This is a genomic window from Agrobacterium sp. DE0009, assembly GCF_007680755.1.
GTDB classification, from domain to species: Bacteria; Pseudomonadota; Alphaproteobacteria; order Rhizobiales; family Rhizobiaceae; genus Agrobacterium; species Agrobacterium tumefaciens_B.
Genome location: NZ_VEIU01000001.1, coordinates 319,046 through 340,201, shown reverse-complemented (window position 1 = coordinate 340,201; position 21,156 = coordinate 319,046). Strand labels below are relative to the sequence as shown.

Genomic DNA, 21,156 nt, shown 5'->3' with positions numbered 1-21,156 from the left:
AAAATGGCAGAAACCCAGGCAAAAAAACTGACCGTCTCGGCGACGGACGTCGCAATCGAAATCACCGGCATGAACAAATGGTACGGCGATTTCCACGTGCTGCGTGATATCAACCTGAAGGTCATGAAGGGCGAGCGCATTGTCATCGCCGGTCCTTCCGGGTCGGGCAAGTCGACCATGATCCGCTGCATCAACCGTCTGGAAGAGCACCAGTCGGGCAGCATCGTCGTTGACGGCATCGAACTCACCAACGACCTCAAGAAGATCGACGAAGTCCGTCGCGAAGTCGGCATGGTGTTCCAGCACTTCAACCTCTTCCCGCATCTGACGATCCTTGAGAACTGCACGCTGGCGCCAATCTGGGTTCGCAAGATGCCCAAAAAGGAAGCCGAAGAAGTGGCGATGCACTATCTGAAGCGCGTGAAGATTCCCGAGCAGGCACATAAATATCCGGGCCAGCTCTCCGGCGGTCAGCAGCAGCGTGTGGCGATCGCCCGCTCGCTCTGCATGAAGCCGAAGATCATGCTCTTCGATGAGCCCACTTCGGCGCTCGACCCGGAAATGGTCAAGGAAGTGCTCGACACCATGGTCAGCTTGGCCGAAGACGGCATGACTATGCTGTGCGTCACCCACGAAATGGGCTTTGCCCGCCAGGTCGCAAACCGCGTCATCTTCATGGACCAGGGCCAGATCGTCGAACAGAATTCGCCCGCCGAATTCTTCGACAATCCCCAGCACGAGCGCACCCGGCTGTTCCTCAGCCAGATCCTGCACTGAGATCAGTCACCATCAACACATCATTCAACGGGGCCATTTCGGCCCCGTTTTTTATGACGCCAGACAGTTCTCCGCACCCGACGTCGTCCTCGCCGTCAAGGCGATGATCGACTGACTCCCCGTCAAGAATCCTCGCCTCAAGGGCGAGGATGACAGCCGAGCGGTTCGGCGCAGCTTGTTTTCATTTGCCCCGGCTTCTTACGTCAGCAGCAAAGCGACAATCCGCCGAGTCGTCGTCCCCTGTATTTTTTCCTTTCATCAGAACGGTGAAACGATCAACTTCGCCGTGCTTTAACCATTTGTTACGAAACGGAAATCCTTGTTTTGCAGGGCTTCTGGCCGCCCATGACATTTTTTTGTCAAATCGTGCATTTTTCCGCTTGCGGAGCAACGGGAGCCTGACTATAAGGGCGCCACACCACAAGCGCACGCGCCCTTCGTCTATCGGTTAGGACGTCAGATTTTCATTCTGAAAAGAGGGGTTCGACTCCCCTAGGGCGTGCCACTTGGCTTCATGGTTACCTCCCAAACGACTCCGGCATCGAATAAAATCGCAATATTTCGCGCATGTCATCATTGCTGCGGAACCGATTTGCCATGGGCACGTTAGATGCCTGTCCCCCCGATGGAAGGCAAGCCGGACGAAGTGCCGCCGCGCAATTCACCCGGCTTGCCTTTCCCCTCTCCGAGACCATCAAGAAGTTCAAAGCAAGGGTGAGCGCTGCCAGCCAGGCGTTATCGATATGGACATTGCCCATCCGCACCGCGTCGCGCGCTGCGCGAGATTGAAGCGGTAATTCAAGGATTTGCGCGGGTCCAACCGGGTTTTCCACAGCCCCTTCCGCCCTGCCAAAAAAACACGTCCGTGAGCGCAAAAAATCAAATTTACCGCTTGCGGAGCAACGGGAGCCTGACTATAAGGGCGCCACACCACAAGCGCACGCGCCCTTCGTCTATCGGTTAGGACGTCAGATTTTCATTCTGAAAAGAGGGGTTCGACTCCCCTAGGGCGTGCCACTTGCTTCTCCCAAAAAATCAAAAACATGATCGAATGTCTTGATGCAACGCATTGAGATTGCGTCACGCATTTTTCCTGTCCGCCAGTCGTGTTTTTCGTGGAGTTTTTGGCGAATTCCCAAACGCCTCACGGCGCGAAAGCGGCGTCCAGAACGCGCAGCTGCACGCGCCGCTGGCCCTGCCAGAGATCAGCCCCGACGGTGCCCGCCACGTGGATGTTTCTGCCTCGCGCGTTCAGCAGCATCTGCCCCAGGGGCGCCTCTGCGGCACGGAATGCAATGCCGTCCAGCCGAGAGCCGTCCATGGCCTCCAGCGTGATCTTGACATGCGACGTCCCCACCAAGCGCACATCCCGCAGACGATGTGCCGGCACCGCAAAGATCGGCTGCGAATGGCCGGACCCGTAAGGCCCCGCCTGCTCCAGCTGATCGACAAGCTGCACTGTGGCGCCAGACGCGCCGATGGCGCCGTCGATTTTGAGAACGCTGCTCTCGACCAGCTCATTGACGGTCTTTGCGGCCGCCTCCTCAAAGAATGTCCTGAGCTTGCCCAGATTGGCGCGCTCAACCGTGAGGCCCGCAGCCATGGCGTGCCCGCCCCCCTTGACCAGCAGTCCTGCCTCCACGGCCGCCCGCACCATGCGGCCCATGTCGAAGCCGTTGATCGAGCGGCCCGAGCCGGTGCCCTTGCCGGACGGATCGAAAGCGATGGCGAAAGCCGGGCGGCGGAATCGGTCCTTGAGGCGGGAAGCCAGAAGCCCAACGATGCCGGGATGCCAGTTCTCGCGCGCCGTCACGATGACGCCAGCGCCTGAGCCATCGCCATATTCGAACAGAGCCTCGGCTTCCGCCTCCGCCAGCATCGCCGCTTCCATCGCCTGCCTCTCGCGGTTCAGCTCGTCCAGTCGCTCGGCAATCGCTTCGGCCTGCGAGGGATCATCGATCGTCAGCAGGCGACTGCCAAGCGCCGCATCCCCGATACGGCCGCCGGCATTGATCCGCGGCCCGATGAGGAACCCGAAATGATAGGGCGTGACAGGCCCCCCGAGACCGGCCTTCTTGAAGAGGGCCGCAAGCCCGGCATTGTTCATATGACGGGCGGCAATCAGCCCCTTTACCACATAGGCGCGGTTGAGGCCCTTCAGCGGAACCACATCGCAGACAGTGGCCAGCGCGACGATATCGAGAAGGGACAGCAGGTCGAGCGTGAAGGCCTGTCGATGCCGCCTGTCCTTCAGCATGCGCAGCGTCGCGACCAGCACGAGAAACACCACGCCTGCCGCACACAGATGCCCCTGCCCCGACAGATCGTCTTCCCTGTTGGGATTGACCAGCGCGACCGCAGGCGGCAACTCCGTGCCGACCTGGTGATGGTCGATCACCACCACATCCGTTCCGGCCTCCTTTGCAGCCTGAAGGGATACATGGCTGGTGGAGCCACAGTCCACGGTGACGATGAGCGTCGCTCCATTGGTGGCGAGCTGCTGCATCGCCGCCGGGTTCGGCCCATAGCCTTCGAAAATACGGTCGGGAATATAGATTTCGGGTGTCAGACCGAAATGGGCGAGGAACCGGTACATCAGAGCGGACGACGCAGCACCATCGACGTCATAGTCACCGAAGATCGCAACCTTCTCACCGGTCTCGACAGCGCGCACCAGCCGCTGCGCGGCCTTTTCGCAATCGGTCAGCATATGCGGATCGGGCATCAGCGAGCGTATCGTGGGATCAAGGAACGCCAGCGCGTCATCCACTCCAACCCCGCGCCCCGCCAGAACGCGTGCAATCAGTTCGGGAATACCGTGGACCTGCGACATCGCCAAGGCGCGGTTCTGCCCGGCCTGATCCAGCCGCGACACCCATCGCTGTTCTGTTGCCGACCGCTCCACGCTCAGAAATGCGCGGACCACCGTATCGGCCGGCTCCAACATCGCCATTCCGTCCATTCGTCCTGTGATGCGCCATCGCGCTTTCAGAAGGGGCTAAATGGCGATGACGCGTTTTTCAAGCAAAAACGCGCATGGACCATTTCACAGGGAGAAAATCGAGAAAAACGGGCTGATGATCGACATAGCGCCGATGAGAAGCAGCAACGAAAAAACAGCAAGCGAACTCCAGTTGCGCTCGTATTCGCCTGTGTCGAATTCCATGCTGCGGATATTGTCGTTTGCCCCCTGGGGCCGCGGCCGATGCGCCGTAAGGGCGCGCTCGCGCCTGTTGTCCTTGAACAGGATCAGTGATGTCACGGCCACGCCTCCCTCGCTTGGTGAACATCGTCAACAGTAAAGCCGAATCGCGTCGTATTCCAGCGGGTCCGAAGAGGATCGAATAATTTTTTGGATGTTGCCGGCTCAAAAAAGGAGCGGGATTTCAAGCGCCGAAAAAAATCGAGCCACTCTAAAAGGACGCTCTCTTCCTACTCGAAAACGTCTTTCGTCGTCGTCCTCGGGGCACGCCCGAGGATGACGACGCGCTTGGCAAGAGTGCCGTGCCCCCGTGTGACACGGCTCTAGCGTCTCAGGTCCGCTCAATCCGTATGACCTGGGGCTCGCTGACGAGATATTTCTCGCTCTTGATCGCCTTCACCGCCTTGCGGATCGCATCTTCCATCGTCGCGTGGGTGACGAGGATGATGGTCTGCGGCGCACCTTCGACATGCACGCGCTGGCGCTGCACAATGGATTCCAGCGAGATGTTATTATCCGCCATGCGGGTTGCAATGGAGGCAAAGACGCCTGCCTGATCCTTTACCGTCAGACGGATGAAGTACCCGCCCTCATGGCTCTTCATCTTGGCGCGGCGGTACTCCGTCAGCGACTTGGCCGGACGGCCGAGCACCGGCACCTGCTGGGCGCCCGGACGGCTCTTGGCGATATCGGCGATGTCACCCAGCACGGCAGACGCCGTCGCGTTGCCGCCCGCACCCGGTCCCACCATCAGCAGCTCGCCGAGAATGTCGGATTCGATCGCAACCGCATTGGTGACGCCATCGACCTGGGCAATCACGGAATCAAGCGGCACCATGGTCGGATGCACGCGCTGTTCGATGCCGGACTCCGTCACCTGCGCCACGCCGAGAAGCTTGATGCGGTAACCCAGCTCGGCGGCCGCCTGAATATCCTCGATGGAAATATTGGTTATACCTTCGAGATAGATGTCGTCGGCAGCGATCTTGTTGCCAAAGGCGAGTGTCGTGAGGATGGACAGCTTGTGTGCGGTATCGTTGCCCTCAATATCGAAAGCAGGATCGGCTTCAGCGTAACCCAGCCGCTGCGCTTCCTTCAGGCACGCCTCGAACGACAGACCTTCCTTTTCCATCTTGGTCAGGATGTAATTGCACGTGCCGTTCATGATGCCGTAAATGCGCGACACATGGTTGCCTGTAAGCGATTCACGCAGCGCCTTGATGACGGGGATGCCGCCAGCCACAGCCGCTTCGAAATTGAGCAGCGCGCCCTTGTCTTCAGCGAGGATCGCCAGCTCTACGCCATGCTTGGCCAGCAGCGCCTTATTGGCAGTCACCACGTGGAGACCACGCGCCAGCGCCGCCCGTACGGCATTCTCCGCATGGCCGGAAGCACCGCCGACCAGTTCGACGAAAACATCGATATCGGCTTCGCTCGCCATCTGCTCCGGCGTGTCGAACCAGGTAATACCCGTGAGATCAATGCCGCGATCGCGCGAACGATCGCGCGCGCTCACTGCAATAATCTCAATTGCGCGTCCGCAGGTAATCGCAAGTTCGTTGCTTCTCTGCTGGAGGATGCGCACGAGCGAAGCGCCGACAGTGCCGAGCCCCGCTATGCCGATTCTCAATGAATCTGCCATGGGTATGTTCCTGATTGCTGGTGATGGTGGCGGCCGAGGCCCGGCCGCCTTGGGTTGCCCTTATCTGTGGGCGTTCAGCGAAACGACATTGTGCATCGTTTCGTCTGCGCTCGACAGGAAACGCTTCAGATTGCGCGCGGCCTGACGAATTCGATGCTCGTTTTCAACGAGCGCGAGGCGGACGTAATCATCGCCCATCTCGCCAAAGCCGATGCCGGGAGCAACGGCGATGTCTGCCTTCTCGACAAGAAGCTTGGAGAACTCCAGGCTGCCGAGATGGCGGAACTTTTCCGGGATCTTCGCCCAGGCGAACATGGTCGCAGCCGGTGGCGGAACCTCAAAGCCGGCCTTGCCGAAAGTGTCGACCATGACGTCGCGGCGGCGGCGATAGACATTACGCACCTCGGCGATATCGGAGCCATCACCGTTGAGCGCGTGCGTCGCAGCAACCTGGATCGGCGTGAAAGCGCCGTAGTCGAGGTAAGACTTCACGCGCGTCAACGCCGCGATCAGCCGCTCGTTGCCGACGGCAAAGCCCATGCGCCAGCCGGGCATAGAGAATGTCTTCGACATGGAGGTGAACTCCACCGCAACGTCGATGGCGCCGGGAACTTCCAGAACCGACGGCGGCGGATTGCTTTCGTCGAAATAGATTTCCGAATAGGCAAGATCGGAGAGCACGATGATCTCGTGCTTCTTCGCAAAAGCGATGACGTCCTTATAGAAATCGAGCGATGCGACATGCGCCGTCGGGTTAGACGGATAATTGACGATCAGCGCCAGCGGCTTGGGGATGGAGTGGCGCACCGCTCGCTCCAGGGGGCCAAAGAAGCTCTCATCCGGCTCGACATTCATGGACCGGATAACGCCGCCTGCCATCAGGAAGCCGAAGGCGTGGATCGGATAGGTCGGGTTCGGGCACAGAATGACATCACCGGGTGCCGTGATGGCCTGCGCCATGTTGGCGAAGCCTTCCTTGGAGCCAAGGGTCGCGACGACCTGCGTATCCGGGTTCAGCTTCACACCGAAACGGCGGGCGTAATAGGCAGCCTGGGCGCGGCGAAGGCCGGGAATGCCCTTGGATGAGGAATAACGATGGGTGCGCGGGTCCTGAACGACCTCGCAAAGCTTGTCGACGATCGCCTTCGGGGTCGGAAGATCGGGATTGCCCATGCCGAGATCGATGATATCGGCCCCGCCCGCTCGCGCGCTCGCTTTCAAACGGTTGACCTGTTCGAAGACGTATTGCGGCAGACGCCGGACCTTGTGAAACTCTTCCATCTCTTTCCTCATGGGAATGGACCGGTTCTGCCGGCCCATAACGACGGTTCGTTTTTGCTTTGAAACGCCGCCGACACGAACCGACCCGGCAGGCGTTATTCATTGTAACGCAAAGCACGGGAAAGCCCACAAGGCTTTTCAATGCCCACGCTGCATCGCAGCCACCGTGGCGTCCCTCCGGCAGGGCCATTCAGCCCGGCAACAAAGGATCGCGCACAATGATCAGGAAACCTGCATAACGCCAGATTCTGGCAAAATGCAAGGCAAGCCATGCTCAAGAACGGCGTCAGCCGCGCTCACCCTTCACAATTGCCGACCGGATGACCGAGAGCACGCGCTCCGGCTGGATATCGGTGCAGACAAGCTGGCTCGGATGCCCGTCCCATTCCCCTGGCGGAAAGGCGCGTCCGTCAGGCTTCTGGATCGTCTGGCCATCGGCAAGACCGCCGCAGACGACGCGGATAGGGCCGCTGCGGGTCTCGAAAAGCTCGGGCGCGACAAGATAGACGCAGGCGCAGCTATCATGCACCACCATGCCGTCACCCGTGCGGGTCTTGTAGAAATCGATGTAAAATTGCGACAGGTCGGACAGCAGTTGCACCGGCTTGCCGCCCGTCTCTGCCATCTCTGCCATGAAGGCGCTCGTCATCACGGTTTTCGTCGTGACATCGAGACCAACAACAGCCACGCGCCACGGCGCGGTGAAAACGAGATCGGCCGCTTCCGGATCGCCGTGGATATTGGCCTCGGCCGCCGGTGAAACGTTGCCGTTGATATCGAAAGCACCGCCCATGACGATGACGTCCTTCACCAGCGCGGCGAAATCGGGTTCCTCCCGCAGCGCCAGGGCCAGATTGGTCATGCGGCCAACGGCAATCAGCGTCACCTCGCCGGGGTTGGCTTTCACCGTTTCGATGATGAAGCGATGCGCCGGACGCGGATCGAGCGGCAGATCGATGGTGTCAGGAATATCGATATCGCCAAGGCCGTTTTCGCCATGGATGAAGGTCGGCCAGTGGCCTTCCTTGCGGGCGGGATCGAAGGTTACACCAGCACCCTTGGCAACCGGAGCCGTCATCTGCCATTCCCGCTTGAGGAAGAGCGCATTGCGGGTGGTAATATCGATGGGCGCGTTGCCGAAAACAGTGGTGACGCCGATCAGATCGATATCGGGATGGCGGTGCAGAAAAAGAAGCGCCATCGCATCATCTACACCCGGGTCCGTATCGAATATCACTTTATGCATAATGCCCTCATCCGTCTGTCTCTGGCGCCAGTCGGCCTTGCCGCGTTGCGCCACGGAAACATAACGATAAGCGGCCGCACCGCAATCCCCTGCCAGCCGCCTCAAGCACAGAAAGAGATTGCGCGCTTGGCCTTTCGGTGAAAGAAGAAGCCCTCTTCCTCCGCCTGCCCGGACACATCAAGTGCAAGACATCGCCCTCAACGTTTTCATCGTCCTCTTCTGCGTCGCCGTCTTTGCAGGCTTTATCGATTCCATCGCCGGCGGCGGCGGTCTCATCGTCATTCCGGCCATGCTGATCATGGGAATTGCGCCGCTCGATACGCTCGGCACCAACAAGCTGCAGTCGCAGTTCGGCTCTGCCTCCGCCACGATAGCCTATGCGCGGCGGGGACATGTCAATCTGCGAGAGCAGTTGCCGATGGCCCTGATGGCCATGCTGGGAGGAGCGCTGGGCGCGATCGCTGCCGGCTTCGTGCCCTCGAGCGTCCTGCGCACGATCATGCCGTTCCTGCTGATCGCCATCGCCCTCTACTTCGCCCTGAAACCGCAGATGAGTGACGTCGACAGCCATCGCCGCATCACGCCTTTTATCTTCGGCCTGGTGATCGCGCCGCTGATCGGTTTTTATGATGGGGTTTTCGGCCCGGGCGCTGGCTCGTTTTATATGCTCGCCTTCGTGGCGCTTGCCGGTTTTGGCATGCTGAAAGCCACCGCCCATACGAAGCTCCTGAATTTCGGCTCTAACATCGGCGGCTTCATTGTCTTTGCTATCGGTGGCTCCGTCTTGTGGAAACTGGGCCTTGCCATGGGTGTGGGCCAATTCATCGGCGCACAGGTCGGTTCCCGATTCGCGATGAAGAACGGGGCAAAGATTATCCGGCCGCTACTGGTGGTATCCTGCCTCGCCATGGCGACGAAGCTACTGATCGACGCATCATCCGCATGGTCGATCGCCGCTATATGGGAAACCATATTCCCGAACTAGCCGGAATAGAAAACGGCGCACCTTGCCATTGCCATCAGAGACGTGCGGGGGCTTCACGCCATGGCGCGGCGTCTGCGATCTTCGATTTCGCGGATGACCACCATCGCACCGACGAGTTTATAGGCAGACGAATAGCAGGGCGACATCTCAAGCGACTTCACGATGGTACGACCGTTCTGATCTTCCGCGTAGGTGTATTTCGACGTGTCGCCCTTGAAGCAATTATCGAGTTTCTCTCTGAGGTCGTTCTGGAACCGGTGAACGCCAACAAGCTCGGCGATGTGGCAACCGACGAGCCCCTCCGGTGCATTGCGCTGAAAGGCATCGAGAGAATTGGCGAAGGAGACGCGGTAACCAGGCGTCACGATGACGACAGGCTCGTCCAGATCGTTCAGCATGTCCTCATCGAGGATCAGGTGGCGATGGTGCCACTCCAGCGTGTCTTCATCCTCATCGCCAACGACCTTGGCCTTCGAGGGCATACCCACGTAACGATCGACCAGCGTGCGCAGCAGTTCGGAGTTGCGCTGCACGCAGCCCAGATCTTCCGCCTCATGGTTGAGGAGGTCGATGGCGAAGCGGAACTGTTCCCTGATGTCTTCAGAGTTTTCCGTCTTGCGTCCAACAACCCGTTCAAGGAGCTGTTCAAGCTCGCGCTCCAGCACGGCAATCTTGTCCGCCTCGTTTTTACCAACGGCAGATTGCAGTTCCGTGTAGCGCAGCCAGAACAATTCAATCAAATCTTTCAACCCAACTCTCCCTGAACGGGCAGTGGCTCCAATACGAACCGCGACGAGCCCCTTGCCCCGAGCTATAGCGCCTGCGCGCTTAAAAATGACGTAACGAAAGGCCGCCACGACACGGGACTGTAATAAATTATCACAGCGACGACTATTTGTTCAATTTCGATAATCCATGAACGAGAAATGAGGTTCCGCTGAAATGAAAAAAGATTGAAAACCGCAAAAACTGCGCCGAAACTTGTAAAATCGCAAAATAAAGCGCTTCGAGAACAGTCAGATGCGGTGCTTAACATCCCAGCGGTCGTGATACCACAACCATTGTTCAGGATATTCGCGGACCCAACTTTCAACCTTGTCGTTCAAAAGCTGCGCCGTTGCCTGAATATCGACATTTCCCCTGTCGTCACGCGGAATGTCGACCCGCGGCTCGATCTCCAGCCGGTAGCGATTGCCGGGCAGACGCACGCACCGCGCGGGATAGACATCGCAGTTGAATTGACGCACGAGCTTTGCGAGAAGCGGGTTGGTCCGCACCTCGTGGCCAAAGAACTTGGTTGTCAGACCCTTGCCGAATTTCTGGTCGACAAGAACACCCACGCCACCGCCTTTTTCCAGCTGCCTGGCCAGCGCGAAGGAGGAACCGGCATGCGAGGGCACGAGATTGCCCATACGCTCCTTGCGGAAGTTGAAAACCTTGTCAGCGACGAACGGATTGTTCGGTGGACGAAACAGCACCGTTACATCGAGGCCGAAGGCGGAACCCGCAACCGGCAACAGTTCAAAGTTACCACTATGGGCTGTAAACACGATGAAGGGCCGCGGGTTGTCGCGTAGCTCCATGAAGGTCGGGATGCCCTCAACCTCGATGCGGCCAGGCTCGTTCTTGTCCGGATCGAAATCGAACAGCCGGTCGAGAAACACATATTCCGCCGCGAGCCGGCCCATATTAGCCCAGCTGTCCATCGCGATCTCCAGCCGCTCCTCCTCGGATTTCTCCGGAAAAGCGCGGGCCAGATTGTAAAGCATCAGCTTGTGGCGGCCGGTTTTCGGCCCCACCAAGCGCGCCAGCCGGTCGGCGGCGCGAATACCCGCATCGGCGGGGAAAAGCTTCAGCAGATTGAGAAGGCCAAAGGCGAATGTCGCAATCAGCCACTGCCGGAAGTGGTCCAGTTTCAGGACAATCCGTGTCAGGAATAGCTTCAAGATGCTCAGTCCATCCGCAGCACGATCTTGCCGAAGACCTGGCGCGTCTCCATGCGCTCCAGCGCCCGGTCGATATCGTCGAAGGTGACTTCGGTATCGATGACGGGATGAACGATGCCGCGCGCCATCTTCTGCATGGCATTGGCCATGTTTTCCATGCGGCAGCCGAAGGAGCCGAGCAGCTTCAGCTGCTGCTGGAACAGCATCATCAGGTTGATTTCGGTCGAAACGCCCGAGGTGGAGCCGCAGGTAACGAGGCGGCCGCCGCGCTTCAGCGAGAACATGGAGGCGACGAAGGTGTCCTTGCCGACGTGCTCGAACACCACATCGACGCCCTTCTTTTTTGTCAGCTTGCGCACGACGCCTTCAAAACGGTCGGTCCGGTAGTTGATGACATGATCGGCTCCGAGCGCCTTCGCCCGCTCGATCTTGTCGTCGGATCCGACCGTCGTGATGACGGTGCAGCCCATCTTCTTGGCAAGCTGGATCGCCGCCGTGCCGATGCCGGAACCGCCGGCATGGATGAGAATGGTTTCGCCCGGCTCTAGCTTGGCATTGTCAAAGAGCATGTGCTCGACGGTACCGAACGTCACCGGTGCCAAGGCAGCGGCAACCGCGTCGATGCCAGGCGGTGCCGGCACGAGCTGGCGGGCTGGAATGTTCATCTTTTCCTGCGCGAAACCATCAAGATGGAAACCGTGGACGCCCTGGACATGTTCGCACAGATTGTCGCGGCCTTCGCGGCAGGGCTTGCACAGGCCGCAGGTGCGCGCGCCATAGACCGACACCAACTGACCGGGCAGCACATTCGAAACGCCGGGACCGATCGCCTCGACCACGCCGGAGGCTTCCGCACCGATGGTCAGCGGCATCTTGCGCTTGGCGAAAGCCATGCCGCGCCAGCCCCACACGTCGATATGGTTGAGCGCCACGGCCTTGACGCGCAGCGTCACCTCGCCCGGGCCCGGAGCGTCCGGTTCGGGCAGGTCCACTTTTTCGAGCTTCCGGTCGTCGACGAGTTGAAGAGCGCGCATATATCAGTCCTTCGCCCGAAGGCGTTATCTAAAATCATTCCAGCAAAACTCCGTAGCGGTTTTGTGGCTGGAATGCGAAATCAAAGAAACGGGCGCGTTTCCGCAAGTCATTCGGAAACGCCCCTGTTGTAACGAACCGGTTAAGCCGGTTCCCGCGTCATGACAAGGCTCGCATTCTGTCCGCCGAACCCGAAGGAGTTGGACAGAACCGCGCCGACCTCGGCATCCCGCTTCACATTCGGCACCACATCGAGCGTGATGGTCGGATCGGGATTGTTGTAGTTGATCGTCGGCGGCAGGGTGCCGGTCAGCATGGTCTGCAGCGAGAACACCGCTTCCACAGCACCCGCGGCAGTCAGCGTATGGCCGATCATCGACTTGTTGGACGACAGCGGAATGTTCTTCAGGCCTTCGCCGAAGACGGCCAGCATCGAGCCATATTCCATCTTGTCGTTCTCGGGCGTCGAGGTGCCGTGGGCGTTGATATAGCCGATATCGCTTTCAGCCACGCCCGCATCGGCCAGGGCCGCGCGGATCGTCGCAATCGCCGGTCCGCCATCTGGCGAAGAGCGCGTACGGTGGAAGCTGTCAGCCTTTTCCCCTGCCCCCTTGATGATGCCGAGAACCTTCGCGCCACGAGCGACGGCGGCTTCGAGCGATTCCAGCACCAGCGTTGCGGCCCCTTCGGCGATCACGAAACCATCGCGATCCTTGCTGAACGGCTTGGAAGCCTTTTCCGGCGGGTCGTTCTGGGTCGAAAGCGCCGAGAGAAGCGAGAAGCGGATCAGTGCTTCGGCACTGACGGAACCATCGGTCGCAACCGTCAGCGCCCGCTCGGTCCGGCCCTGACGAATGGCCTCGACACCAAGCTGGATCGCGGTCGCGCCCGATGCACAGGCGGTCGACAGCGTGACCGGCAGGCCGCGGGTACCGAAACGGTCGGAAAGGCGTTCGGAAATCGCGCCGAAGAGGGCTGCTTCCTGGAATGCCGGATCGGGACGCTGACGGAAGGCCGTCAGGAACCGCTCATAGGCGTCACCCGGCTGGGAGGCCGGCGGAGACCGGTCGGCCAGTTCGAAACGGGCGCTCCATTCCGGCTCGATCGGCGGTGCCGCGAGAAACAGCGGGCCGTCGAAGTCACCGGAGATGCCAGCCTGAGCCAGCGCCTCTATGGTGGTTTCGCGGGCAAAGGCATAGGAGCGCTCGACCGAATTCGGAACCGGAATATCGATGAAATCCACCGTCCCGCTGATCCGGGTTGAAAGCCCTTCGGTCGGGAAACGGGTGATCTTGTGGATGCCCGACTTGCCTGACGTCAGCGCCGACCAGTTGTCCTGAAGCCCCTGACCGAGCGAGGTGATGATGCCCATGCCCGTGACGGCGACGATCGGGCGACCGAGATGATCCTTAAAATTGGTCATGGTCTATTCTCCTCACACGTCACGGGACAGAACGGCGACACCTTCGCCACGGACATGGCCAACGGTGGTGACGACAGCCTCGGTCGCCGCCTCGCCCATTGGCTTTTCCGCATTTGCGTCGAAGGTAGGAACCTTGGCACCGCTTTCAAGCGTCAGCGCCGCCAGTGCGAGCCCGAGCGGAAACTGCGCCTCGAGTCCATGACCGGTGACACCACCGAAACCACGAATGGCGGCCTTCGGCAAAGTTTTCTCGAGAATGTGCTTCTCACGGGCCGTGACGTCGTCGAGGCCACTGGCGCCGGAAAATACCACGGTCGCGGCGCTGTCCGTTGCGGGCGCAAGCAGGCGCTCCATGCGCTTTTCCATCTTGCCGTCGTCGCGGCTGCCGCGGTCACCCTCGATGGCGTCGATGCGGGCATAGATGCGCGCGCCGCGCTCACTGGCATGTTTGCGCGATTCAAGAACCAGGAAGGCTCCGAGCGAGCCGGAGATCATGCCGCCGCCTTCATGCCCTTCACGTGACCATAGGGGCTGCCACTCTCCCTGCGCATGCGCGCCGATGGCTTCGAACAGCAGGATCATGTCGGGACGTTCGGCGGAGAAGGCGCCGCCCACGAGAGCGTGGCTCGATTCGCCTGAACGAATGCGATGAAATGCGGTTTCGACGGCGGAAATGCCGGCCGCTTCTTCGCCCATGAAGGTGCGGGACGACCCGGTGACCTTGTGCACGATGGAGATATTGCCGGCCATCAAATTGGAAAGCTGGGCGAGAAACAGCGTCGGGCGCAGTTCGGTCGTCAGCTTTTCATTCAGCAGTTTTTCGCGGTCGTTGCGCTTCAAAGCCTCGTCGACGATCAGCGTGTCGACATTGATGTCGCGCTCGCCGCCGCCCGCAGCAACGATCATATCCATGGTGGCGCAGGCTTCGGCGTTTTCCTTCAGGCCGGCATCATCGAGCGCAAGACCAGCGGCAAAAACGCCGAGACGCTGCCAGTTTTCCATCTGGCGCTGGTCGCCGCGCTTGGCGATCTGGGCCGACCAGTCGATCTCAGGCATCGGATGAACGGGGTACGGCTTGAATTTTTCGGTCTCGACAACCGGCTCCGGCGCGGCGGCTCCAGAAAGAAGCGCCAGATGCGCCTGGCTGCCAACGCCGTGACAGGTCACGATGCCGACCCCTGTTATCACCACATCATTGTCAGATTTCATCGTCTGTCATCCTTTGCAGCCGGCCCCGTGAGGCGGTCACGGCTATCCACAGCGGTTGTGAACAACCACGTCATGCGTTGCGGAATAAAGCGCGCGACGCAGATTGGCAATGGCGAAGGCCCGATCCGTCGTCGCGAACCCACGATTTTCATGCGTCAGAAACGGGCCGACGGGAAAAACGCTCTCCTTGGAAACGATTAAAAAAATTTACTTCTGCGCATCCGCGGCGATCGCCGCCATCAGGCCGACTTCCTCGGCCCGCTTCTTGACGATTGGCCCGAGCGGTATTTCGCTGAAGGGCATAGTGCGCAATTTCAGCTGCGCGTCGCAGACCTTCTTGCCGTCGCTGGTGATCTTGGCCTTGGTCACCGCAAAGCCTGAACCGTCATGCTCCAACACCGCTTCGATATCCAGAATAGCGCTGGGCTCCACGAAAGTGCGCATCTTGGCGCTATCGACCGACATCAGGAACGGCATGGAGGCAAAGTCGGAAAATGCCAGAACCATCATGCCGGAGGCCTGTGCCATGGTCTCGATCAGAAGCACACCCGGAACCAGTGGCATGCCGGGAAAGTGGCCTTCGAAAACAGGGCTGTTTTCAGGTACGACAGACCGCGCTTTCAACGTGCGCGTCGCCATGTCCACGGCTTCAACCTTGTCGATCATCTGAAAATATTCAAGCAGCATCCGTCCGGCCCGTCTCTGGTCGGTTTAACCCGCCATGACGGCGAGCTTTAAAAAGAAATGCCCGCTCGACGCGGGCATTTTCGTCTCAGCCCTTGGCCGCGCGCAATTCGTCGATCTTGGCGCAGAGGTTCTTCAGCACGAAGTATTCTTCCGTGGAAACCTTGCCTTCGTTGACTTCCTGCGTCCACTGCTCGAGTGGAATCTTGATGCCGAATTCCTTGTCGATCGCAAAAACGATATCAAGAAAGTCGAGGCTGTCGATGCCCAGATCGTCGATCGTGTGGCTCTCCGGCGTAATGGTTTCGCGGTCGATTTCGCTGGTTTCGGCGATAATGTCGGCAACCTTGTCGAATGTAGCTGTCACGCCCATAATCCTTATTGTCGTTCGTCTGAATTATTCTGTCTGACGCACCACATAGGCAAGTCGCGCAAAAAAGCCAATGGTTTCGTGACGCAAGTTTGAAATTTGCCCTAAAACTGTTGCCTAAACAGCAACCGAATGCCGGCCCCTTCCATTGCCGAGATAGCTGTCAAAGATTGCCGCGATGTTACGCACGAATGGCTTTCCAGCCTCGGTTACGGCAAAAATACCGGCATCCAGACGCACAATACCGTCCCTGTCGCCAGCAGCAAATTGCTGCGCTTCATCCCTCACGGCTTGGCTCACCTTGCCGAAACGGAGCTGCAAGTCAGAGAGATCGATGGAGAAGTCGCACATCAGCCTCTCGATCACGTGCGAGCGAAGATGATCGTCAGGCGACAGTTCGATCCCCTTGACGGCGGCCAGGCCGCCCTTGCCCACCATGCGCTGATATTCGGCCGTCGCCACCATGTTCTGCACATAGCCCTGCGGCAGGCGGCCGATGGAGGATGCGCCAAGTCCGATCAGCGCATCGGCAGTATCGGTCGTATAGCCCTGGAAATTCCGCCGCAAAGCCCCAGCTTCTGCCGCCTTGCACAGGGTATCGGAAGGCTTGGCGAAATGATCGAGCCCGATCTGGCTGTAACCGGCGCGCTGGAGCATCTCGCCCGCCATGGCCATCTGGCGGTAACGTTCGGCAATGTCAGGCAGGGCATGTTCCGGGATAAGAGACTGGTGTTTCTTCATCCACGGCACATGGGCATAGCCGAAAAGCGCGATACGATCGGGGTCGAGAGATATGATTTGATCGACAGTAGTTTTCAGTGTCTCGCAGGTCTGAAACGGCAATCCATAAAGAATGTCGCAATTGACCGAACGCACGCCCCTCGCCCGCACGGCGTCCACCACGGATTTCGTCTGCTCGAAGGACTGAATCCGATTGATGGTTTTTTGCACTTTGTCATCAAAATCCTGCACGCCGAGGCTCGCCCGCGACATGCCGATGGCGGCAAGCGCGTCATAGCGGCTGTCGTCCAGATCGTTGGGATCCATCTCGACGCTGATTTCTGGTGCGAGCCCGAAAGTGAAGTGACGCCGCAGACAGTCCATCAGGCCCTGCATGTCTTCAGGGTCAAGCATGGTAGGCGAGCCGCCGCCGAAATGCACGGCACCCACCACCGCATCGGGCGAAACAAGCGCGCCGACCGCAGCAATCTCCTGCTTAAGTGCCTCAAGATAAATAGCAATCGGCTCGTATTTCAGCGTGTGCTTGGTATGGCAGGCACAGAACCAGCACAGCCTGTCGCAATAGGGAATATGCAGGTAAAGCGAGAGGCGATTCCTGTGGGTGAGCGCACCGAGCCAGCCGCGATAAACACCATCATCGATTCCCCCATGGAAATGCGGGGCGGTCGGGTAGCTGGTGTAACGCGGAACGGGCCCGGAATATTTGGAAAGAAGCGCGGTACTCATCACCCGATTTGCCTTTTATCAAGAAATTGTCGATTTCCTCTCTTTCAATACCGGCTGCGACAGTTTGCAACTTTGACTTCAATCAAATTGCGCCATAAGTTCTTCCTAAAGTAGACGCGGGGACGACGGCTACAGCGCAAAGCTCTTTATGAAGACCGCGACCGATATCAGCGGTCGCAATCGTCCCGCAAAGCCAGCATTGGAACAGGCTTATGGACACGCTGCAGAAAACCATCCACAATTCGGAAGAGCCCGTCGTTTGCCGCTCCTGCGAGGCGCGCCACGGCGGTCTTTGCAGCACGCTGACACCCCAGCAGCTTTGCGACCTCAACCGCCATTCCAGCCGCAAAAAGCTGGAAGCCGGCAATGAGCTTCTTGGCCAGGGTGAACTGGTCACCTCCTACGGCAACATCCTGAACGGCGTGGTGAAGCTTTCGAAAATGATGTCGGATGGCCGCCAGCAGATCGTCGGCCTGCAATTTGCCCCGGATTTCCTCGGCCGCCCCTTTATGGCGGAAAGCAAGATGACGGCGGAAGCGGCAACCGATGTGGAGATTTGCCTTTTTCCCCGCCGCGTCGTCGACCGCATGGTCTCCGAAGTGCCTGATATGGAACGCAAGCTCCACACCCAGTCGCTGAAGGAGCTGGATGAGGCACGCGACTGGATGCTGACACTGGGGCGCAAATCGGCGCAGGAGAAGGTTGCCAGCTTCCTTTACATGATCGCCACCCATATCGACCCGGAAAACGACGACAAATCCTGCTTCGACCTGCCGCTTTCCCGCGCCGATATAGCCGATTTCCTTGGCCTCACCATCGAAACCGTTAGCCGGCAGATGACCAAGCTGCGTAAGGAAGGCATTATCCGTATCGAGAACAACCGTCACATCACAGTGCCTGATCTCAATGCTCTGAGCGAAGCCGCCGGCAACGACTGACCGTCGCGCCTCTCGATCATCGCCCCTGAGGCGCGGATGTTCCAAAATCGATGTGAGGCGCTCGCGCCTGCGCCGGTGCAAGCGAGAAACCGGCAAGAACCAGCAACGCGGCAATGAATTTCATGATGTTTCACCCTGTGCCCCGCTTTTTCAGCGGTCTGTTTGTTTTGGCTGCATCCTAAGCGGAAAACGCCTCCACCGGCTTAACATCTTCAGTAAGCAGTTGGTTCAAAGGCAGGGTAAAGAATGGGTTATGTTGTCATGCCCGCATGACGCTCAGCCCACAAATGCGATTGTCGGGAGAACTCGGCACCGCCGCGAGTGTCTTCTCCCCGCCGAGGAGAAGGTGGCCCGAAGGGTCGGATGAAAAGAGGGGCACGGTGCAGGATTTCTGAGAGCTTGCCCCCTCTTTCCGCTGCCGCGGACTTCTCCCCGGCGGGGGGAGAAGAGACAAGAGGCAGGAGCTCGCTCCATCTCAAGACTTATATCGCGCAAACCGCGCGACATGATCTCACTGCGACGCAGGCGTCTCGACCGGCTTCTGGTTTTCGGCGAGCGCACGCAGCTCGGCCACCCGGCGCTTATATTCGGCTTCGGAAATCTGGCCGTTGCGGCGTGCGGTGCCGAGACGTGTGAGACTCGTTTCCATCTTGGAGGCCTCGTCGTCGCCCATCTGGCTGCCCGCCGCCGTCAGCGGCTGGGAAAAGGTCGGATAGGTGCCGGTGTCCCGCTTCTGGCTGACCGCCGTGTCACTGACCGGGCGTGGGCCGACGATTTCGGTCGCGGGGCGGCGCATATGGGCGGGTGCGACGATCGGCTCGGGAGCCTTGCAGGCAGCAAGCGCGGACACAAGCATCGCGCCGGAAAGCGAAAGCACAGCGATTCTCGCGGCATTTTCCGCATTTGGTCCGAATGTGCGCATATGCTTGCCCATCGTCATGTTCCGCCTGTAAGGATATCTGCCGATATCGAATTCGACCGCGGTTGGCCTGTTGCGGCCTCCCCTTGCTGGTGGAACTTGTATTCGTTTTCATGCAGAATGTGCAAACACAAATTTGGCGGAGGATGGTGCATGGCAGGTGTTGACGGCGGGGCTGAGAAAAAGGGTGGCGAAACGCCCGGCTTCGACGCCACATCCGCCGAAGCCTACCTGATCCGCGACCCCGAAGCCTTCGCACTCAACATCGCCCGTGCGCTCGAAAACCTCGGCAAGGCCGCCTCCGAATGGCTGGCTCCGCGCGAGCGTGGCGATATCCCCAAGACAACGGCCGATCCCGTGACCGATCTGGTGAAGACGCTGTCAGATGTCGCCGAATATTGGATGGCGGAACCGAAACGGTCGCTCGAGGCGCAGACCCACCTGCTTTCCAGCTATTACGATCTTTGGGCGAAATCGGTCGCGCAATTTTCCGGCGAGGCCGATTCGGCCCCGGACAAGAAGGTCGAAAGCGGTCCTGCACAGCGCAGACACAAGCGTTTCGCCGATGCTGACTGGCAGGCTAATCCCTTCTTCGATTTTCTGCTCAAAGCTTACGAGACGACGGTCGGTTTTGCCGACCGTATGGTGACGGAAGCAGACGGACTGGACGACCATACCCGGACCAAGGCGCAGTTTTACATGCGGCAGGTCACCGAAGCGCTTTCGCCCGCCAATTTTGTCTTCACCAATCCGCAGGTCTTCCGTGAGACGGTCGCCTCCAGCGGCGCGAACCTCGTCAAGGGCATGGCGCAACTGGCGGAGGATGTGGCCGCCGGCAATGGCCACCTGAAGCTGCGCCAGACCGATTACAGCAAATTCGTCATCGGACAGAACATTGCCGTCACGCCAGGCAAGGTCGTGGCGAGAAGCCCGCTCTGCGAAATCATCCATTACGAGCCGACCACCGACAAGGTCTTCAAACGTCCCTTGCTGATCGTGCCGCCCTGGATCAACAAATTCTACATTCTCGATCTCAACCCGCAAAAGTCCTTTGTCGGCTGGTGCCTCGAGCAGGGCCACAGCGTCTTCATGGTCTCCTGGGTGAACCCGGATGCGACCCTCGCGCAAAAGAGCTGGGACGATTACGTCAGCGAGGGCATCGGTTTCGCGCTGGAGACCATCGAGGCGCAGACCGGCGAAAAGGAAATCAACGCCATCGGGTATTGTGTCGGCGGCACGCTTCTGGCCTCGGCGCTGGCGCTTCACGCGCAGGACGGCGAGGAGCGCATTCGCAGCGCCACGCTTCTCGCTGCCCAGACCGATTTCATCCACGCTGGGGATCTCAAGGTTTTTATCGATGAGGGCCAGCTGACGGCGCTGGACAAACATATGCAGGCAGTCGGTTATCTCGACGGCTCGATCATGGCCACCGTTTTCAACATGCTGCGCGCCTCCGATCTTATCTGGCCCTATGTGGTCGATAATTACCTGCGCGGAACGGAACCGATGCCCTTCGACCTGCTCTACTGGAACTCCGATTCGACCCGGGTGACCGCCGCCTGCCACTCATTCTACCTGCGCAATTGTTATCTCGAAAACAATCTGGCCCGCGGGCTGATGCGCGTTGGCGGCAAGCGCATCAATCTCGGCGATATCACAATACCGGTGTACGATCTCGCGACCCGCGACGACCATATAGCGCCTGCGAAATCGGTCTTTGCGGGTGCTGCCCTGTTCGGCGGGCCGGTGGAATTCGTGCTTGGTGCTTCCGGCCACATCGCCGGCGTCGTCAATCCCCCCCAGCTTGAAAAATATGAGTATTGGACCGGCCCGTCACCATCCGGAGACTTCGAAGCCTGGCAGGCCACCGCCACACCACATAGGGGCTCCTGGTGGGTCCACTGGCAGAAATGGATCGAGAGCCAGGACGCCGAGAAGGTAAATGCCCGCAAACCCGGGGATGGCAAGCGCCCGGTGCTCGGCAATGCGCCGGGAATCTACGTCCTGTCCTGACCCCTGCCCTTCACCTGATCCT

The 21,156-nt window shown here is 59.4% G+C and carries 18 protein-coding genes and 2 tRNA genes; 6 read left to right on the top strand and 14 right to left on the bottom strand.

The genetic code is table 11. From position 1 onward, the window contains the following. Nucleotides 1-3 precede the first annotated feature (3 nt). The 3 genes from FS804_RS01735 (at nucleotide 4) to FS804_RS01725 (ending at nucleotide 1,794) form a co-directional block, all read left to right on the top strand. The gene (locus FS804_RS01735; RefSeq protein WP_004441935.1) at nucleotides 4-777 is read left to right on the top strand and encodes an amino acid ABC transporter ATP-binding protein; all 774 of its coding nucleotides are present in this window, start codon (nucleotides 4-6) and stop codon (nucleotides 775-777) included. 430 nt (nucleotides 778-1,207) lie between these two features. Next, nucleotides 1,208-1,282: transfer RNA gene (locus tag FS804_RS01730), tRNA-Glu, on the top strand. A 437-nt stretch (nucleotides 1,283-1,719) separates the two neighbouring features. After that, nucleotides 1,720-1,794, top strand: a tRNA-Glu gene (locus FS804_RS01725). A gap of 127 nt (nucleotides 1,795-1,921) precedes the next feature. On the opposite strand, the gene recJ is transcribed toward FS804_RS01725, so the two are convergent. From recJ to FS804_RS01700, 5 genes are all read right to left on the bottom strand, one after another. Beyond that, a complete protein-coding gene (recJ, locus tag FS804_RS01720; RefSeq protein WP_144574174.1) occupies nucleotides 1,922-3,730 on the bottom strand; it encodes a single-stranded-DNA-specific exonuclease RecJ in 1,809 nt (602 codons plus the stop codon). Between the two features lie 93 nt (nucleotides 3,731-3,823). Next, nucleotides 3,824-4,045, bottom strand: coding sequence for a hypothetical protein (locus FS804_RS01715; protein WP_063948931.1), 222 nt, complete (start codon nucleotides 4,043-4,045; stop codon nucleotides 3,824-3,826). A gap of 265 nt (nucleotides 4,046-4,310) precedes the next feature. Further along, nucleotides 4,311-5,621, bottom strand: coding sequence for a homoserine dehydrogenase (locus FS804_RS01710; RefSeq protein ID WP_144574172.1), 1,311 nt, complete (start codon nucleotides 5,619-5,621; stop codon nucleotides 4,311-4,313). 60 nt (nucleotides 5,622-5,681) lie between these two features. Further along, complete coding sequence (locus FS804_RS01705) at nucleotides 5,682-6,902, bottom strand: LL-diaminopimelate aminotransferase (protein ID WP_063948929.1); 1,221 nt, start codon at nucleotides 6,900-6,902, stop codon at nucleotides 5,682-5,684. A 286-nt stretch (nucleotides 6,903-7,188) separates the two neighbouring features. After that, entirely contained in the window at nucleotides 7,189-8,148 is a 960-nt protein-coding gene (locus tag FS804_RS01700; protein ID WP_144574170.1) for a nucleoside hydrolase, read from the bottom strand. Nucleotides 8,149-8,329: 181 nt separating this feature from the next. Between FS804_RS01700 and FS804_RS01695 the strand changes: the two genes are divergently transcribed. Beyond that, nucleotides 8,330-9,133, top strand: coding sequence for a TSUP family transporter (locus FS804_RS01695; protein ID WP_144574168.1), 804 nt, complete (start codon nucleotides 8,330-8,332; stop codon nucleotides 9,131-9,133). Between the two features lie 53 nt (nucleotides 9,134-9,186). Here FS804_RS01695 and FS804_RS01690 read toward each other — a convergent pair whose 3' ends face one another. The 8 genes from FS804_RS01690 to hemN form a co-directional block, all read right to left on the bottom strand. Then, nucleotides 9,187-9,882, bottom strand: a complete 696-nt coding sequence (locus FS804_RS01690; RefSeq protein WP_063948927.1) for a hypothetical protein — start codon at nucleotides 9,880-9,882, stop codon at nucleotides 9,187-9,189. Between the two features lie 267 nt (nucleotides 9,883-10,149). Then, on the bottom strand, nucleotides 10,150-11,079 hold the full coding sequence (locus FS804_RS01685) for a lipid A biosynthesis lauroyl acyltransferase (RefSeq protein WP_186376632.1): 930 nt from the start codon (nucleotides 11,077-11,079) through the stop codon (nucleotides 10,150-10,152). 5 nt (nucleotides 11,080-11,084) lie between these two features. After that, the gene (locus FS804_RS01680; RefSeq protein WP_144574164.1) at nucleotides 11,085-12,113 is read right to left on the bottom strand and encodes a zinc-binding dehydrogenase; all 1,029 of its coding nucleotides are present in this window, start codon (nucleotides 12,111-12,113) and stop codon (nucleotides 11,085-11,087) included. 140 nt (nucleotides 12,114-12,253) lie between these two features. Next, entirely contained in the window at nucleotides 12,254-13,534 is a 1,281-nt protein-coding gene (locus tag FS804_RS01675) for a beta-ketoacyl-ACP synthase (RefSeq protein ID WP_063948924.1), read from the bottom strand. A gap of 12 nt (nucleotides 13,535-13,546) precedes the next feature. After that, the gene (locus FS804_RS01670) at nucleotides 13,547-14,743 is read right to left on the bottom strand and encodes a beta-ketoacyl-ACP synthase (RefSeq protein WP_144574162.1); all 1,197 of its coding nucleotides are present in this window, start codon (nucleotides 14,741-14,743) and stop codon (nucleotides 13,547-13,549) included. Nucleotides 14,744-14,950: 207 nt separating this feature from the next. Beyond that, entirely contained in the window at nucleotides 14,951-15,430 is a 480-nt protein-coding gene (locus FS804_RS01660; RefSeq protein ID WP_144574160.1) for a 3-hydroxyacyl-ACP dehydratase FabZ family protein, read from the bottom strand. Nucleotides 15,431-15,515: 85 nt separating this feature from the next. After that, nucleotides 15,516-15,800, bottom strand: coding sequence for an acyl carrier protein (locus FS804_RS01655; RefSeq protein ID WP_003495848.1), 285 nt, complete (start codon nucleotides 15,798-15,800; stop codon nucleotides 15,516-15,518). Between the two features lie 114 nt (nucleotides 15,801-15,914). Beyond that, nucleotides 15,915-17,264 carry an oxygen-independent coproporphyrinogen III oxidase gene (hemN, locus tag FS804_RS01650; protein WP_144574158.1) on the bottom strand — a complete coding sequence of 450 codons (1,350 nt, stop codon included), beginning with the start codon at nucleotides 17,262-17,264 and terminating at the stop codon, nucleotides 15,915-15,917. Between the two features lie 212 nt (nucleotides 17,265-17,476). Between hemN and fnrN the strand changes: the two genes are divergently transcribed. Next, complete coding sequence (fnrN, locus tag FS804_RS01645) at nucleotides 17,477-18,202, top strand: transcriptional regulator FnrN (protein WP_063948920.1); 726 nt, start codon at nucleotides 17,477-17,479, stop codon at nucleotides 18,200-18,202. 511 nt (nucleotides 18,203-18,713) lie between these two features. On the opposite strand, the gene FS804_RS01640 is transcribed toward fnrN, so the two are convergent. After that, entirely contained in the window at nucleotides 18,714-19,136 is a 423-nt protein-coding gene (locus tag FS804_RS01640) for a hypothetical protein (RefSeq protein ID WP_236734417.1), read from the bottom strand. Nucleotides 19,137-19,274: 138 nt separating this feature from the next. On the opposite strand from FS804_RS01640, the gene FS804_RS01635 reads away from it, so the two are divergent. Then, nucleotides 19,275-21,134 carry an alpha/beta hydrolase gene (locus FS804_RS01635; protein WP_144574156.1) on the top strand — a complete coding sequence of 620 codons (1,860 nt, stop codon included), beginning with the start codon at nucleotides 19,275-19,277 and terminating at the stop codon, nucleotides 21,132-21,134. The last annotated feature ends 22 nt before the right edge of the window (nucleotides 21,135-21,156 follow it).